At 39.0% G+C, this 17690-nt stretch carries 13 protein-coding genes and 1 pseudogene; 5 read left to right on the forward strand and 9 right to left on the reverse strand.

The annotated features are described in order from the left end of the window. Positions 1-281 precede the first annotated feature (281 nt). The 7 genes and pseudogenes from LQ201_RS00140 to LQ201_RS00175 form a co-directional block, all read right to left on the reverse strand. Positions 282-1184, reverse strand: a pseudogene (locus tag LQ201_RS00140) (metallophosphoesterase). 118 nt (positions 1185-1302) lie between these two features. Then, the gene (locus tag LQ201_RS00150) at positions 1303-3162 is read right to left on the reverse strand and encodes an alkaline phosphatase (RefSeq protein WP_230144268.1); all 1860 of its coding nucleotides are present in this window, start codon (positions 3160-3162) and stop codon (positions 1303-1305) included. Continuing rightward, complete coding sequence (locus LQ201_RS00155; protein ID WP_230144267.1) at positions 3156-4679, reverse strand: RagB/SusD family nutrient uptake outer membrane protein; 1524 nt, start codon at positions 4677-4679, stop codon at positions 3156-3158. Before LQ201_RS00155 ends, LQ201_RS00150 begins: the two co-directional genes overlap by 7 nt. A 13-nt stretch (positions 4680-4692) precedes the next feature. After that, positions 4693-7926, reverse strand: coding sequence for a TonB-dependent receptor (locus LQ201_RS00160; protein ID WP_230144266.1), 3234 nt, complete (start codon positions 7924-7926; stop codon positions 4693-4695). Between the two features lie 229 nt (positions 7927-8155). Then, positions 8156-9100, reverse strand: coding sequence for a FecR family protein (locus tag LQ201_RS00165; protein WP_230144265.1), 945 nt, complete (start codon positions 9098-9100; stop codon positions 8156-8158). A 63-nt stretch (positions 9101-9163) separates the two neighbouring features. Next, positions 9164-9727, reverse strand: a complete 564-nt coding sequence (locus tag LQ201_RS00170) for an RNA polymerase sigma factor (protein ID WP_230144264.1) — start codon at positions 9725-9727, stop codon at positions 9164-9166. Positions 9728-10185: 458 nt separating this feature from the next. Further along, positions 10186-11190, reverse strand: coding sequence for an LLM class flavin-dependent oxidoreductase (locus tag LQ201_RS00175; RefSeq protein ID WP_230144263.1), 1005 nt, complete (start codon positions 11188-11190; stop codon positions 10186-10188). Between the two features lie 452 nt (positions 11191-11642). Between LQ201_RS00175 and LQ201_RS00180 the strand changes: the two genes are divergently transcribed. From LQ201_RS00180 to LQ201_RS00195, 4 genes are all read left to right on the forward strand, one after another. After that, positions 11643-12368 (forward strand): LytTR family DNA-binding domain-containing protein, encoded by a 726-nt coding sequence (locus LQ201_RS00180; RefSeq protein WP_230144262.1) that lies wholly within the window; start codon positions 11643-11645, stop codon positions 12366-12368. 229 nt (positions 12369-12597) lie between these two features. Further along, on the forward strand, positions 12598-13737 hold the full coding sequence (locus LQ201_RS00185) for a sensor histidine kinase (RefSeq protein ID WP_230144261.1): 1140 nt from the start codon (positions 12598-12600) through the stop codon (positions 13735-13737). A gap of 180 nt (positions 13738-13917) precedes the next feature. Next, positions 13918-14127, forward strand: coding sequence for a cold shock domain-containing protein (locus LQ201_RS00190; protein WP_215126053.1), 210 nt, complete (start codon positions 13918-13920; stop codon positions 14125-14127). 94 nt (positions 14128-14221) lie between these two features. Next, complete coding sequence (locus tag LQ201_RS00195) at positions 14222-15049, forward strand: PHB depolymerase family esterase (protein ID WP_230144260.1); 828 nt, start codon at positions 14222-14224, stop codon at positions 15047-15049. A gap of 217 nt (positions 15050-15266) precedes the next feature. Here the strand turns inward: LQ201_RS00195 and LQ201_RS00200 are convergent, their stop codons facing one another. Next, positions 15267-15755, reverse strand: a complete 489-nt coding sequence (locus LQ201_RS00200) for a hypothetical protein (protein WP_230144259.1) — start codon at positions 15753-15755, stop codon at positions 15267-15269. 261 nt (positions 15756-16016) lie between these two features. Here LQ201_RS00200 and LQ201_RS00205 point away from each other — a divergent pair, with 261 nt between their 5' ends. After that, positions 16017-16643, forward strand: coding sequence for a hypothetical protein (locus LQ201_RS00205; RefSeq protein ID WP_230144258.1), 627 nt, complete (start codon positions 16017-16019; stop codon positions 16641-16643). Between the two features lie 40 nt (positions 16644-16683). Here LQ201_RS00205 and LQ201_RS00210 read toward each other — a convergent pair whose 3' ends face one another. Continuing rightward, the gene (locus LQ201_RS00210; protein WP_230144257.1) at positions 16684-17571 is read right to left on the reverse strand and encodes a sugar phosphate isomerase/epimerase; all 888 of its coding nucleotides are present in this window, start codon (positions 17569-17571) and stop codon (positions 16684-16686) included. Positions 17572-17690 lie beyond the last annotated feature (119 nt).

Here is a 17690-nt window from a genome sequence, read left to right on the forward strand (position 1 = left end):
GTGTTAAGGGAATAACAAGAATAGTTCTCCCACAAGGTTATGCAATCTTAAAAAGCAACTGTTATTTTAATTGCTTTCGACCATTAAGAAGTTAAGGACATTAAGCTTGTTGATAAATTCAAATGCTGGCGTCATCCCCAACTTGATTAGGAACCACGGAGTGCTCATGAATGCCTCTGAATAAAAGGAAAACTGATGAGTAATCGTAATGCCATTGACCAGGCACTATTGTATTAAGATCCCGTCTGCACGGGGATGACGAAACTCGAAAATTTACATCATCAATAATTAACGTATTTTTCTTCAAAACTGCCATCGGCATGTAAATCGACCAGTCCATAGCCTGGGGCGGTTTCTCTCCTGCTGCCCTCCCACCATGCACCCGATACAGCACCGTTACAGAGGTAGGTAACACCGTTGTACACCACTTTATCGCGCATATGCAGGTGGCCACTTAAGCAAAGTTTTACATTAGGGTGCTGGTAAAAAAGATTGATGATTTTAGCCGTATCGGTATGCATATCGCCACCCAGCATGGTCCATTTGTTTACAATATCATCTTCTATCATTAAAAGCGCGGTAAGGATTGGAATATGCGACATTACCATTACAGGCATTGTAGAACTGGTAGTTTCGAGTTCGTTTTTTAACCATGTTAACTGCTCATCGCCCAATTTTCCAATATACCAGGTATTGTCGATATCCAGATGGGTACTATCCAGCACAATAATCTTCCATCCGTTCTGCACTAAACTATAATAAGGCTTAACCAGCTGCAATTTATCCATGGCATATTTCTTCCCGTAAAAAACCTCGCCCTTGGTGTTTTCATTCCACCAGATATCGTGATTGCCCAAACAATAATGCACAGGAAGGTTACATTCGTTCTTCATCGTCTAGTTTACCAGTTTCCATTGACCGTTAATGGTATTGATGTTTTCTTTGTTCATATCAAAAACAATATCTCCCCCGTTTAGAACCAGGTCTATCTTAGGCGATTGCGACTGTAAATGGTGCAGGCATTTAACAAACCTGGCGGGCGCATTGAATTGATTCTTAAGGTGGACGTCAGTGATGTGCGCCACTCTTAACACTGGCTTTTTATCAGCTGCCGATAAAAGTGCTGGCAGGGTTGGCAGCAAAAACAGGCCACCTATATTTTTTAGTGCAGATCTTCTTTCCATCACATTCTTTTTACTGTTTCAAAATTAGCATTGCCATGTTGCCTTAACGTTAAGAAAAAAGCGGTGCTGTGATATACAGACACCGCCATAGGGGTTGTTTATTTAAGTTCTTGATTCATTAATTTTTCTTTAATCGATAAGCTTCGATGATTTTATAAAAAATCTGATGATTAGGATATACCCCTATAAAGGCATCCGAACCAGGACCGTAAGCAAATACAGGCACCATGATATTGGTATGATCATCTGTACTGAAATTGCCACGAACGGTTCCTTTTCTATAAGAAGCATCCAGAAGCGACAGTCCTCCGGTTTCGTGATCAGCTGTTACGATTACCAACGTTTCTCCATCCTGGTCGGCAAACTTTAAGGCTTCACCCACCAGACGGTCGAAATCTTGTTGTTCGGTTACCGCAAAAGGCAAATCGTTTGCGTGTCCTCCATGGTCAATCTGTGCCCCTTCTGCCATAATGAAAAATCCTTTTTTATTTTTCGAGAGCAATTCAACCGTTTTTGAGAACGAAATCTTAAGCATTTCTCCCCGGCCATCCAATACTTTCCGCGTAGCAGAATCGTCTAAAAGTACCACTTGCTTATCTGCATTTGAGGCAACAAAACTTTTTAGGTCTTTCTGTAGTGTATAACCTTTGGCCGATATTTTATCTATCAATTTTTGATCTGGATTTTCGGTAAAACTTTTGCGTTTGGAACCAACCAGAATATCAACATGACCGTTCTGGAAATCGGCTGCAATTTCCTTCGTCATAGATCGTTCAAGCTGATGAGCATAAAATGCTGCAGGAGTAGCATCGGTAATATCACCACTGCTAATGATCCCGCTTGTAAGACCATAAGGGGCCAAAATATCAGGTATAGACTGAAGTGATTTACCTGTAGAATCGACGCTGATATAGCGGTTATTGGTTTTATGTCCTGTAGCCATAGCCGTTGCACCTGCTGCAGAATCAGTAAAATCTGAATTGGAAGCTTCAGTACGCGAAAGGCCAAGATGTTTAATCGTGATGATGTTGGATTGACCAAAATTCGCACTCAAGCCTGCCTGAATCTGTGCCAGTCCCATTCCGTCCCCTATTAAAAGAATTACATTTTTGGCTCTTCTTTTTAATCCATCGCTTTTGTAAGTTGGCTGATAAGGCTTATAAGCTTTCGAACTGCTATATTCGAGCTTAGCCCTGTTCTGATAAAAATCTTTTAGCAATGCAGGATGATCCGTTCCGATCCAATCAACCCCCATATGTTCCAGTTCTTTCCAGCTGTTCGGACTATCTTTAGTTGCCCAAAAGCGGAAAGGTTTACCCAGTGCATGTACTTTGACAATTACCGCTTTCATTTTTTCTAAATCGGTTGGTGTTGGGGTACCTTTTCCATTCCATACCGAATAATGAGAAATATCATCACTAATCATCCCAATGTGCTCTAACTGATCACTTGTGTATTGATTTGCGGGACGGCCATCGAAACTGATGAGTGACGGATAATTCTTAAACTTTTTGGCAGGCGGAACAGCCCCGCTCATTACAATTTTAATGGCTGAAGGATTGATCTGTTGATTAAAAACAGATTCATTACCTTTTAAATCGTCCAATAATTTCGGGATTACGTGTTCATAATCCTCCTTTATATCGATAACCAGCTGAAGTTTTTGTTTCGGATCAGGATAAGGATGGTTGGCATGATCTTTAAAAAATGCCACCAATGGATCGATATATAATTTTTTCAATGTTTTGCCTGAGGCGATTTCGCTGCTATCGTGGGCAACAAACAATTCTCCGTTACGGTAAAAAACATCTGCCTCTATAGATCCCATACCAGCATAATAAGCCTCTAACAAAGGAATCTGCTGCTTATAATCATTATGGCTGTGTCCATTAGCGGCATTCAGTTTCTGCTGAGCAGAAACTGAATGTGCCCCTAAACCCAATAATAAAAAGAGGATCAGTTTATTCGATTTTACCATCCTGGACTTTGTTTAATTACACCTGCACTGTTATCAATTTCTCTCTGTGGTACGGCCCAAACATCATGTACCTGTGGATTGAAAGTTCTTGCAGGCCAAATTACGCTCCCATCAAAATCGTGTAATGGTTTGGCATAAGTTACCTGAGCATCACCCCATCTTACCAAATCGCGGTGACGGTCGGCCCATTCGCCTGCAAGTTCGTTACGGCGTTCGCGTTTAAGGTCGTCGATAGTCATTCCTGTCTTAGTCCCCAAACCTGCGCGTAGCCTGATTTTGTTCAGTTCGGTATCGCCTGCCCCTGCACCGCTCAGGTTAATTGCAGCTTCAGCTTTAATCAGCAATACCTCAGCATAACGCATTAAAGGCACATTTAAATCTGTTGTGCCATTATCTCCATTCGGATTAACGTGTGTTGGAATAGGATTAGCATATGAAAACGGCTCCATATACTTTTTAAACTGGTAATTTGAAGTCGCTCCTGCATCTTTTGTAAAACTACGTTCAGCACCAAAAAACATAAATTTATCGCCTGGTTTTAAAATGGTGGCTTCACGGCGCTGATCGCCAGTTTCGTAAGAATCGTAAAGTTCTTTAGTGGGTAAATAATAACCCCAACCATTGTAAATTCCCCAGGCTTTATTGGTTAACATTACGCCTGGGAGCTTGCTGCCCCAGCCTGTTCCGCCACCGCTTGGCGTACACACCACCGACCAAATGTATTCTTTTGACCAGTTGTTGGCTGCTTTAAATACATCTGCAAAACCTGTATTTACTAAATCGTGCTGCCCTGAAGTGATGACCATATCAGCATATTTAGCGGCATTGGCATAATCTTTTTTGTATAGGTACACTTTAGATAGGTATGCCCAGGCAGCCGTTTTATGTGCTTTACCGTAATCTGCTGGTTTCATTGCCGAAAACAGGGGAAGGTTATCTGCTGCTTTCAATAAAAGTGAAATGATATAATCGTAGTTTTCGTTTACATTTTTTGCACGGGCAATAGGCTGAGAAGGATCACTTTCTGGCGTTACAATCGGTACTCCGGCTTTATCGTTACCGTAATTGGCAGCCAACTGGAAGTAAACCAGTCCGGCGTTAAAATAAGCATCGCCAATAATCTGTTTTTTCAAGGTTTCATCCATTGCTATGGCCGGCACATTAATAATAATATCGTTAGCCCGTTTGATAATGGCATAACGCATGCTCCATTGGGTTTCGGTATAACCTCCGCCAACATAGGTACGGTTAAAATTTTTGATATTATCGGCCTCTGGCTTATTACGTCCCGTAACCATATCATCACTGGCATTGATAAACCAGAACATTCCACGACCGTAAAAATCTTCTGCATTGTAATTTTCATACATCCCAGCTTCTGCTTTTATGGCATCTTCTTTGGTTTTCCAGAAATTTTGTGCCGATGGAGATCCTTCAGGTACAATATCAAGCTCTTTTGTACATGAAGAGAAAAAAGCAAGGGCGGCAAATGCCATATATTTTAAATTCGTTTTCATTGTTGTTTTGTGATTATAGATTTACACTTAAACCAAGGATAAAGCTTCTGGCCTGAGGATAACGACCAACATCCACTCCATTGTTGTCCATTCCGATTTCGGGATCAAAGCCTGAGTATTTGGTAATGGTGAAAAGATTGTTTGCCGTAGCATAAACCCTTACCGCACCTGTTTTTAATTTATTGGCGATTGATTTTGGTAAACTGTAACCCAGGGTAACGTTACGGATGCGCAGGTAAGAACCATCTTCGATATAAAAATCGGAAGCATTAAAGTTCCCATTGGCATCACTTGTAGAAACAATCGGCACTTTACCACCAGGATTCTCTTGCGACCAGGCATCGAGAATACCGGCCAGTTTATTGTAAGATGGACCACTAGCACTATAAGTGGTACGTTTTACCGCATTAAACAATTTATTTCCCTGTACACCTTGAGCAAAAATATTGAAATCGAAATTTTTATAACTTGCATTAAAGCTCAATCCGTAAGAGAAATCAGGATAAGCGCTGCCAGCGAAATAACGGTCTTTACCATCAATAGATCCGTCGCCGTTGATATCAACAAATTTAAAATCACCTGCTTTTGCATTCGGCTGAATCTTAGTTCCCTTAGCGTTTTTATAGTTATCAGCTTCTGCCTGACTCTGGAAAATACCATCCGTTTTTAACACATAGTAACTGTACAAAGGTTGGCCAACCCGAATGGTAAGCGGTGCAAGTTCATTTCGGAAGTTGGTACCCACAGCAATGTTTTCCAACCCCGGTGCCAATTCCTGTACTTTGTTGTTAATTTTAGTTAAAGTAGCGTTTATGGTATAAGTAAATGCTGCATTTTTATCACTATTATAAGTTAAACCCAGTTCTATACCTTTATCTTTTACAATACCAGCATTTATGGTCTGCGTATTTAAACCTGCTGTCCCTGGTAGCGACCTGGTTAAGATCATCTTATTTGTTTCTTTGATAAAATAATCAGCATTAAGGCTTAATCTGTTGAGAACTGTCAAATCAAGACCAAAGTTCGTTTGCTTTGATTCTGCCCATGTTAAATCTTTATTGGCTAAAACATTCTGTACATAACCATTTTGTAAAGTTGGTGTTTGCCCGAAATAACTTTGAGTAGCACTTAACAATGGATTTACAGCAGAGGCATTAAGCGATCCTAAATTACCCAATATGCCATAACTGCCCCTTAGTTTCAATTCATTTAACCAGGTTGCATCTTTAAGAAAATCTTCTTTGCTTACCACCCAACCGAAGGAAGCTGATCCGTAGTTTTTCGTCCTGTTATTTTTACTTAACAGCGATGATCCATCACGACGGCCGATTAGCGACAATAAATATTTTTCTTTGTAATTATAATTCGCCCTTAAAAATAATGAAGAAAGTGCCTGTTCGTACATCCCGCTAACCGACGGCTGGATAACTGTTGCGTTAACCAGGTATCTGTATTGAGGCGATTCGTCGTCAAAACCTGCTCCTGAAGCTGACAAGCTATTGCTTTTAGTTTTCTGGAAAGAATAACCACCGGTAAGATCTAGTTGGTGACTACCAAAGGTTGCTTTATAACTTAAAACCTGCTCAGCAAGAAAATCGTTGGCACGACTGCTGCTTTCCTGTAAACTATTGCTTAATACCGGTTTTCCTACCTCGGGCCTTTTTGGCGTAAAGCTTTTAAATGCAGCATCGGTTTTAGTGATGCTTAAGTTAGATCTGAAAGTTAAGCCCTTTGCTAATTTAATATTGGCATAAGGGTTAACCACAAGCACATTTACAGGATTGTTTATATCAATACGTTGCAGATCGGCAACTGGATTAACAATATCGCCATAATCACCAGCATACTGTCCGCCTGGTAAACCGGCAAAACTGCCGTCGGCATTATATGGCGTTCCGTTGGTTGGATAATAGATAGCCGAAAGTAAGGCACCAGTGTAATCGCTGCTGGTATTTGCACCATTACCGTTGGTATTGCTATACGAAAGGTTTTCGCCAACTTTTAACCAATTGGTTACTTCATGCTCGGTATTGATCCTGAAGTTATAGCGCTTAGTTTTGGTATTTAATACAATGCCTTCTGCATTACGGTAATTGAAACTTAGGTAATAATTAGATTTTTCGCTACCACCGTTTATTGCGGCATTGTAATCCTGTAACAATCCATCTCTAAAAACCTCGTCCATCCAGTTGGTGCGGGTAATCTGTCCATCAGGATATTTCGAAATATCAAAAGCTGGTAATATGGTTGTACCACCGTTTTTGGCAGCAGTTGCGGCCACCTGTGCGCGTTGCTGAGCATTTAATGGCTCTAATTTCTTCCATGCGCTTTGTTGTCCAAGTTTGGCATCGAAACTAATCTGCATTTTACCGCTCTTTCCTTTTTTAGTTGTGACCAATACCACACCTCCTGATGCCCTGGCGCCGTAAATTGCCGCAGATGCATCCTTTAATACCGAAATAGATTCGATATCGTTAGGATTAAGCTGTGGTGTACCTGAAAATATAGACCCATCGATTACATACAATACATTTTCTCCGTTAATCCCTCCCGCACCGCGGATATTAATGCGTGGAGCAGAAGTTGGATCTCCACCCTCGTTAGTTACAATTACACCTGGTGATTTTCCAGCCAATACCTCTCCTACACTATTTAATGAGCGCGAAGAAAGCTTATCCAACCCAACAATGCTGATTGCACCTGTTAAGGTTTCTTTCTTCTGTGTTCCATAACCTACTACCACCACATCGGCAAGCATTGAACGTTCTTCGCTCAACACCATATTAATGACCTGGTTTTCGCCTACTTTTACTTCTTTGGTACGGTAACCGATCATAGAGAATGATAACACAGCGTCAGCGCCTACTTCAACGCGGTAAGCACCGTTTCCATCGGTTACGGTGCCACTTTGCGTGCCCAGTACCTTCACCGAAACACCGGGCAGCACCAAACCTGTTGAATCGCGCACAACTCCAGTGATAATCCGGTCTGGCTTATTCTGAATGGCGTTGTTCAAAATTACATATTCGCCTTTTTCTAAAACCTGTAATCCTAGCTTATCCAATAGTGACCTTACAGGCTCTTTGGTAAAATCGCCACTTACAAACATGTTTTTTTGTTGCAGCTGATCTGGATTGTAAACAAAGCTAAGTCCGGTGCGCGACTCAATTTCTTTGATAATTTCGGTCATCTTACGGCCTTTGTTTAGCGTAATACTGACTGTAGTTTTCTCTAACTTTTGTGCCATACCAGCCGAGGCCAGGATTGAGCTGCAAAATATGCAGAGAATTGAAAATGTTAAACATGAGTATTTCATGATCTTATAAAGAGCTGATGTCCTCTTAGCGGAGGTTGGTTTCATTTGTTTGATTTGTTTTTTTAAAGCTTTTAATTACGCTGGCCCTTTGACCAGAAAGAAAGATTACGGTGGCCAGTCTAACTGGCACCGCTAAGTATTTCTATATTACCTGCTCATCTCATCTGTATATATTAAATGTTTTATGATTTTTTGATCCGTTGAATTTCAGGTGGTGCAGGCTGCAAATGATATCCAAAATCTCTTCAGGCGATTGTTTGCTACTGAAAGAAGCAGTGGTTTTAAGTTTGGCCAAAGCGTTGTCATTCAGCAAAATTTTAATGCTATAGGCATATTGGAGTTTGCTGATTACCTGTTCTAAACTTGCTCCGTCAAAAGCGAGTTCGATATAGGCCGCAGATTTACTTTTGCCAATGTCAGTTCGCCCGGCAGTTTTATCATAGATTAAAAACTCATCTTTAATCAATGTGCCCAGATTTACTTTTTTGTTGCTTACGGCAACCTTTCCGGTAATTACGGCAACTTCGATGTGTTTGCTGGCCTGATACGACTTAACCTTGAAAGAGGTGCCCAACACCCGAATGTCGACCCCAGATGCAGTATGTACCGTAAATGGTCTTTTTTCCTGATGGGTAATATCAAAAAAAGCTTCACCCTCTTTTAATGCAATCTGGCGGTTGTTTGAAGCGAATGTTTTAGGATAACAGAGTTTTGCAGACGGACCTAACAAAACCACTGAACCATCTGATAAGGTAATGTGCTTCCGTTCTGTACTTCCGGTAACTATGGTAACCTGATTTTCAGGCTTCACTGGAATATTGAGTTTCCAAATGCTTATTCCCAGTGTAATGATGATGAGTACGGTGGCAGCAATCCTGATGAAAGGCTGAAGTTTGAATACTTGGCTACCTTTTGGTTTTTGACGCATTGCGTCCTGAAGGTGAACAAGCATCTGCTCTCCTATTGCTGCTTTCCGGTCGGCCGCCAATTCAATATTTTCCTGATCGAGCGTGGCATACCATTCTTCAACTTTTTTTTGCTCTTGCGGACTTGCCTGCTTATTGAGATATTTCTGCAGCAGTTCCTTTGCCTGTTCTTCTGTCATTTAAATACATGTCAGTTGAAAAGCAGATCGGTACTAACCAAGAATGTTATCTATAAATTAACTTTATGTTAAGCCGATTAAAGCCGCAATGAGCAGGATATAGGAAAGGCTTTTTTTGAGCAATTTTAGCGCTGCAGAAATCTGGTTTTTTACTGTCTGAACCGAAACATCAAGTTCTGAAGCTATTTCTTTGATGGATTTTTCCTGTTTTCGGCTCATCGAGAATACCAATTGCATTTTTACGGGTAAAAGTGCAATGGCGGCATCAACTTCTAAATGAAGCTCTTTTAAAATCAGTTTATCATCAGCTGCTGCAATATGCTGCTCATCCATTAGTGCTTTAAGTGCAGTTTGGTGATATTCTTTAATGCTGCCTGACCTGAAATAATTAATCACCTTATATTTTACAGCACCATAAAGATAGGCACCGAGGCTTCCTGTTAGGTTAATTGCTGTTCGGTTCTCCCAGAGGGATATGAAAATTTCCTGTGTAATATCCTGTGCCAATGCCTCATCACCCGTTTTTTTAAACGCCACATCAAAAACATTCTCCCAGTAGGTCTGGTAGATTTCCTCCATAGCCCGGTGGTCGCCAAGTTGCAAAGATGAAAATAATGAATTGTTCAAGGGATGCCGCTTTATAAAGCGCAAAGCTAAGGGCCCAATATTCCCTTAGTATTAACAAATCTTAAAGAGTAGATGATGAATGATGAGGAATGTAAGATGGGAAATAGACAGAATTCTGCGGTGATCAGTGATTTCCGCGGGAAACATGATGCAATTGAGTTCCCGCAGATTTAGGAAGATTGCCGCTGATGATTTACAGTAGAGTCTTAATGCCCTTAACTGCTTAATGGTAGGAAAGACTAAAGCTGAAAGCAAAAAGGATAAGTTTAATTCCGTGCAAATCTGTGCTTCCGTGGCAGAGAATAACCAAGTTGGATAGATCCTGAAACAAGTTCAGGAGACGATCGCAGGATCTGAGCTACGAAAATCTTAATGTTCTTAACTGATTAATGGCAAAATGCAATAGGTCCTGCGTAAATCAGCTATCAACAGGAACATGATTGATTTGTACGCTACAATTACCCAAACAACCCTGCAAAAATTCTATTCGAATGCAATTTTGCCTGATGATCGTAAATATGCGAGGTGCTCATGATCTCGTTTACGCCAAATTTTGCAACAAAAGCTTCTAAATTTCCATTAATGGTTTCGGCACTACCAATAAAAGAATAATACAACATTTGTTCTACAGCTTCTTTTTCCAACTGGTCCCAATATTGATTGATATCATCAACTGCGGGCTTTAACAATTCTCTTTTACCTGTAATTACACCCAGGAACATCCGCTTTACCGAGCTTGATAAACGTTCAGCTTCTGCATCGGTATCAGCAGCAACCACATTTACACAGGCCATTACATAAGGTTCTTGTAAAAATGGGGAGGGCTTAAAGTTATTTCTATAAATTGCGATGGCTTGTTCGAAATAAGCTGGTGCAAAATGACTGGCAAAAGCATAAGGGAGACCTTTTTCTGCTGCTAAGCGTGCACTATCGGTGCTCGAACCTAAAATCCAGATCGGGATATCCAATCCTTCTCCCGGAATGGCCCTTACACTCGCACGATTATTATTCGCAGAGAAAAACTGCTGTAGTTTCTCAATATCCCTGGGGAAACTATGAACAGCACTAAAATTTTCGCCGCGGATGGCCATTGCCGTAACCTGATCGGTTCCGGGCGCCCTGCCCAAGCCCAGATCGATACGGTTGGGATAAAGAGAGGCCAAAGTACCAAATTGCTCGGCAACAATTAAAGGTGCATGATTGGGTAGCATAATGCCTCCAGAGCCTACGCGGATGCTATCGGTGCCACCAGCAATATAACCAATAAGCACAGCTGTTGCCGAACTGGCAACACCAGCCATGTTATGGTGTTCGGCAAACCAGTAACGTGTATAACCTAAAGTTTCAGACTGTTTAGCTAAATCGAGGCTTGTTTTAAAGGTATCTGCAGCAGTAAAACCATCTAACACGGTTGCAAGATCGAGAACGGAATAACGTATATTTTTCAATAAGTGATCAGCCATAAATTAATAGGAATAAAATCTATGCTGCAAAAATATCCTTAATAAAGCCAAGTCTGGTTTATCTGAATATATATGACGTTTAACCAACACTAATCGGTACAAGTGGGTATTACGCAAGGAATCTGTGCAAAGTGAAACCAGTCAGACAACAGGCACTACAGGGATGTAGAAGTATATATGTTATTGTAACAAAACGTACAAATCTGCGCTCTTAGCTTGATTAAAACTTGTAATTCGATTAGCAAAACCATTAAAGGCGGAGTATATTTCTTTACCGGTATTCTAGAATATTTTTATGGATTATAGCTATTGCCTGCATCTTTTAAACTTAATTGACACATTTTTGCGTTAAATTAGTAAATAAGAAAAGACTTTAAATTAATCCGTACAGATAGTACCCTTTTCGGTACGAAAAGGCGTAATTTCGTTATAAGAGAAACAGATTTTTGAAGATGATTAAGTGCATAGCCATAGACGACCAGTTCAGTTCCTTAGCGGGGCTACAAAAATATATTGAGGATACCCCGAACATGCGACTCGTCCAGCAATATACTGATCCAGTTACTGCTTTAAGAGAGCTAGCCAACTCAGACACAGTCGATGTAATTTTTATGGATGTGGAAATGCCCCAGATTTCCGGCCTGGAACTGGCGAAGGCCATCCGCTTTAGAACCAGAAAGCTCATCTTCACTACTTCACACCAGGAATACGCTTTTGATGCTTTTGAAGCTGCAGGAGATGCTTATTTGCTTAAACCATATAGTTACGCCAAATTTGCCACAACCATTACCCGACTTTTTGGACAGGAAATGACCGGTGGTGCCAACGAAGATTACTTTCTGGTTAAAAACAAAGAAGAGGAACACCGCGCGGTAATGGTTAAATATGAAGATATTATTGCTTTTGAAAGTTTCCACAATTACATTAAAATACATACCGTAGAAAAAGTAATTATTGCTTATTTAAGCCTAAAAGATGTTCGGGAACAGCTTAGCATTAAGAAAGGTTTTATACAGTTACACCGTGGTTATATTGTTGCTATTGATAAGATTTTGTATGTGGATGGTAATCGGATTACTATGAATAACCACATAAATTTTACCGTTGGAGATATATATTATAATGAATTTAAAAATTTTATTTCTGAAAGGCTAATTATCAGTAGCCGTAAAAAATAACGGCTACTGATGAAAAGAATAGTATTAAACTATAACGGAAGTGGTCGTAACTCCTGAAGTGGTCGGTTCGGAAGTACTTGTTGGTTCATTTATTTTTCCATTATATCTTTTTTTAAATACAAAAAGTGTTCTTTTAGCTAATTTTTGAGTTTCCATATTTTTTTTTTGAAAACTAGCTGCGAGAACACGCTATAACTTTAATCGTTACACAAATAGTAAATAAGTCTTTATGAATAGTTTAAAATGGAGCAACAGTATGTTACGAAACTGGCTGCATACTTACCGGATACACATAATTGCATGGACTATATTTATCATTTGGGAAACGCTGATGGTGCTTTATTTTGCAGGTATCTTAGGAACGTTCGGCAATTATGCTATTCACTACTTGATTAATATGACCTTATTTTACACTTATCCTTTACTGTTAGAAAAAGCAACAGAGTTCCCTAGCGGAGCGGTATGGAAGGTTCCTCTCGTGGTTATCCTCGCAATCCTGACTTATTTGGGCATAGTTACCGGAGTAGATATCCTATTAAATACTTATACCAATATTTTACCGGGTAAATTGCCAAGTTTTAGGATCAGAATATCCAGGGTACTTTATAGGGGTTCATTTTTCCTTCTTTTTTCTACAGGTTACTATTTCTTAAAACGGTTCATCAAAGAAAAAGCAGAAAAATCCCGTATCGAAAAACAGCGTTTTCAAATGCTTATTGATAAGGAAAAAATGGATAAGGAACTAGCTATGTCTAAGAATGCTTTCATGAAAGCACAGATTAACCCACATCTGCTCTTTAATACATTTGAGTTTGTACACCAGAAACTAAGCACTTACTCTCCGGAAGACGCCAAGGTAATGCTTTATCTTTCAGATATGATGCGTTTTGCTGCCAATACCCAACATAATGAAGGCTATGTATATTTAAGTGAAGAGATTGCACAATGCGAAAACCTGATTGGTTTGCACCGCATTACGCAAGGTGCAATTTATATTGAGCTTGCTAGCGGCCCTGATCTTGATGAAATCAAATTAATTCCGCTTGTTTTGCTTACTATTTTGGAAAACATGTTTAAACACGGGAATCTTAATGACATAGAAAATAAGGCCACTATAGATGTTTACACCTTTGATGACAAACTGCGTATTGAAAGCCGAAATTTACCCAGATTAGTACAAAGCAAGGTAGGCTTTGGCTCAGGAATGGACAATATCCGTAACCGATTAAAATACGCTTATCACCAAAATGCTGAAATAACTGCAGGAATTGACGAAGAAGGCTTCTATATTGTAAGCATAAGTATTTCCTTAAATGCATTAATAATGGAATCAGAAGATAAAAAAGCTGAACAAACTATCCCTCTTTAGCAATTAAATTGGCCCAATAAGAAACCCTTCCACATTTTCACCATCAAGAAATATTTATCGATTTTTCCAACTTAATGTAACGAAATTATTACTATATTAAACCTTCCTAATTGACGTTCTAATATTTAAATAAATCTTCATTGAAGAATTAAGTGTAAATCTTAACAAAACAGATAAAAAATGAGAAAGGGTACAATATGCTATGTAGATCAAAATAGTGGACATGGCATTATTAAAGATGAAAATGAACAGAAAATTCAATTCTTTTTAATGGAACTCCAGGAAGAAATCAGGCTCAATGATGAAATTTCTTTTGAAATAGAGCTTACAGCAAGAGGACTTGCTGCAACAAAAATACATTTAGTTAATACTGCAGAATTAACATCCTAATAGCAATCTCAACCAAACTTAGCAACCATAGTAGTTCTAATTAAGGAAATTAATATTGTTTTAAACCTAATTGGCTATCGGTTGTCCTAAATGTATGTTCAATAAACCGAAAGGGTTCTGTAGCAAAATAACTTCACTTGGGATTTTATCCGTAATATTTCTACTTCTATCCAATGCCTCACCAAATTCAACCTATCAGGATGTAAAAATAATGCGTTGGAAGATAAGCGACACAACGCGCGAGGCAATGGTTTACATCCCGAACAGCGCAAAAGTAAAAGCCACACCAATCGTTTTTGTTTTTCACGGACATGGCGGTGCTATGGGAAATATGTTTAGAAGCAGAGGTTTTGAAAAACTGTGGCCAGAGGCAATTATAATATGTCCGCAAGGATTGAATACCCCTGGACAATTAACAGACGCAGCAGGTAAACTACCTGGCTGGCAGAAAGCACCAGGCGATATGAATGACCGTGACCTTCATTTTTTCGATGCGATGCTAAAAACGCTCCGACAAGATTACCGCATAGATAATCAGCATATTTATGCAACCGGTCACTCTAATGGCGGTGCATTTACGTATTTACTTTGGGCAACCCGAAGTGATATATTTGCTGCTGTTGCCCCATCAGCTGCTGTAGGAGGTCGGATAGTTAATGTGCTTAAACCTATGCCCGCAATGCATATTATGGGCGAACAAGATCCATTGGTAAAACCAGAATGGCAAAGGGCGATGTGCAATAAGATTTTAAAAATTAACAGGTGTAACAAAACAGGAGAGCCATATGCCCCCTATGCCACATTTTATCCTTCAGATACAAAAACACCAGTGGTACTCTACCGACATCTCGGAGGGCACGTTTACCCACAGGAAGCAAGCTCAGTTGTAATTAAGTTTTTTAAGAGCGTATCGAAACCTTAGTAGGAATACCAACTTTTAATTTGATACTGATAAGCAATATTAAAATCAAAAAGGCCACAATATCCATTGAGGCCTTTCCTTATCAACTAACTAAACTTGTATAATACTAACCAAATATTTACACAACAAAAGTACGATAGCACATAAACCCAGTATTAACATTGTGTTAAATACTCAATAGTTAACATGAGGTAAAATCTGGATTTCCAATGCAAGATTACCATTTCTGAATAGGTTGATAACTGGATTTTTCTTCCTTGCGGCTAAGTTTCTTTATAAAATCTTCGCCAAAATCGTGGCTGTAAACTTTAAAATTGATTGCCCACTCATCCTTTATCATGGCAGGCACAAATTTTTCAAACATTTTTTCAAATGATCTGAAATTTACAAAGGGCTTGCAGACTACAATATATTCAGCATCTGAATTCACTATAATTTCCTCAATAAGCTTTGGCCATCTCAATTTAATCTCGATAGGCAAATTTTGATATTGCTGCCGATCAATAAACAGTCCGATGTTTTGTATAAGTTCTTCAGATAGGGAACTGCCTAGCAATGTTTTCCATTTCCCATCTTCTTTTGTTATCCTTTCCAATACCTGTTTATGGTCAAGAACAGTCCACGGCTCACTTCTCGAAAGCTGGATAAGCTGAAAATGCATGATATCGCCATTAGGCAGATTAAAGAAAAAGTCGAGTTCGATCATCAATAATGAGGTAATACTATCTATCGTGAACCCAAAAGTATAGAACTATTTCTTAAGCACAGAATTAAAAACTTAATTGAGAATCTTCTTCATAAAGTTCAATCTCCTAAGCCAAAGAATTGCGCATGTTTTTTAATTATTAAATACCTGTTAAATAAAAAATTGATTTTTATCATCAAAAAAAATCAAAAACACCTTAAAAACGTAATATTAAACATACAAAAAATTTAATTTTAGCGATTATACATATATCTTTGCGGCATGAAAAGCACCAAATTATCCGCTCTTGTATTCCTTGTAATCACTTCATTATCTTGCTTATCAATTCATGTTCTTGCTCAAAACAAGCCAACAAAACTAGCTGATATTTTCGAGAATGTAGATAGATTGAACGGAAACGATATGATTGAACGTTTAGCTACTCAGCGCAGTGCATACAATAAAAACCGTTCGAAAAACAGCCTTCCAAAGGCAGAATACATCATCAACAGGAATAACTTAACCCTCATTAGCTTTAATGGCTTAGATTATTACATAAAAAACAATAGGGTAATAGGCATACAAGGATTAAATCTTTCGGACGAAGTATTGAACCAGATTACAGACAAATTGGTTCTTTTAGACAGCATCCAGTTTAATCAAAGTGAGCGGTCGAATACCGAACATTTTAATCCAAATGTTGATTTTCAGAAGATCAGGAATATCGACCGTCAATTTATGCTTACACTTAAAATGTTATCGAGTACTGTAAGAGACATAGCCGCACTTACTAAAAGTGAAAATCCATCTTTAACCGTCGAGACCAACGTTGCAAAAATGCGTTTACCAAATATTGATAAAGCTGCAGAAAAATCAAATGTGCAATCGCTGGTATTATTGTCAAAATAACAACATTTATATATCTTATTTCAGTAGAAAAGAACAATAATTAATCTGCTTTCTTTTCCGAATACACTTCTGCAATCTGGGCAGAAAGATATTTGAAAGCAAGCGGCATTTCTACAGCAGCATTTTTGATACTTCCTTCCATAAAGATGAAACCTTTATAGTTTATTTTGTGCAAGGCTCTTAAATAAGGCTTAAAATCGTCGCCCATAACACCTGGCAACGACCTGTTTTGTTTTTCGGCAACCTCAGAAAATGCAATTAATGTTCCGGCCTCAATAATTTCATTTGGGGACTCTCCTTCACGCATCATGTGAAATATATCAGCATTAAGCCTGAAATTTGGATGATCAATCTCCCTTACAATTTCTGCAGCTGATTTTAACGAGGTGATGAAGTTAGTTTCGGTGGTTTCTAGATTTTCCAGCAAAATTGTAACCTTATATTTCCCGGCAATTTGCGCTAGTTTTTTGCCCAGGCTGATAAAATCTGATTTTGCCTTAACGACATTATAATCAGCCGGAATGCTCCTTGCACCCGAGCTGCCCAAAACAATAAACTTGATCCCTGCTTGTTGAGCTCTTGAAAGAACAGTTTCGGTATAAGTTAAAACCTTTGCTTCATCTACCTCCGGGCCAGCTATTTTTATACTCGCCGGATAGAAAAGGTTACAGGTTAATACTTTACATTTTGCAGCTTTAATCTTTATCACGTTGGCACGAAACTGATCATCTGTTAATGCAGGTGAAAGCATCTTCGGAACAGATTCGCCAATCATTTTAAAACCAGAGGCATAAGCTAAACTATCCTGCGTTAAACCAGATACAATCCCTAAACGCGGATATACCTGCTTATCAGAAATAAAACCACAAAAACCGGTATAAACCAGGCAGATAAAAAAAGCCAGATAGCTAAATTTTGTACTTCTCATATTATTATTTAAACGATTTGGTCAAAAAATGAAGTCTCAGGTTCCCATTCTCCTAATTAACTGAACAACTTGTTGGTGAGTGCCTGAGAATTCTCCCTTAAAGATAATATAAAATCTAA

Origin of the sequence: Pedobacter sp. Bi126, from assembly GCF_918698245.1 — a bacterium.
In the GTDB taxonomy this organism is placed as follows: Bacteria; Bacteroidota; Bacteroidia; order Sphingobacteriales; family Sphingobacteriaceae; genus Pedobacter.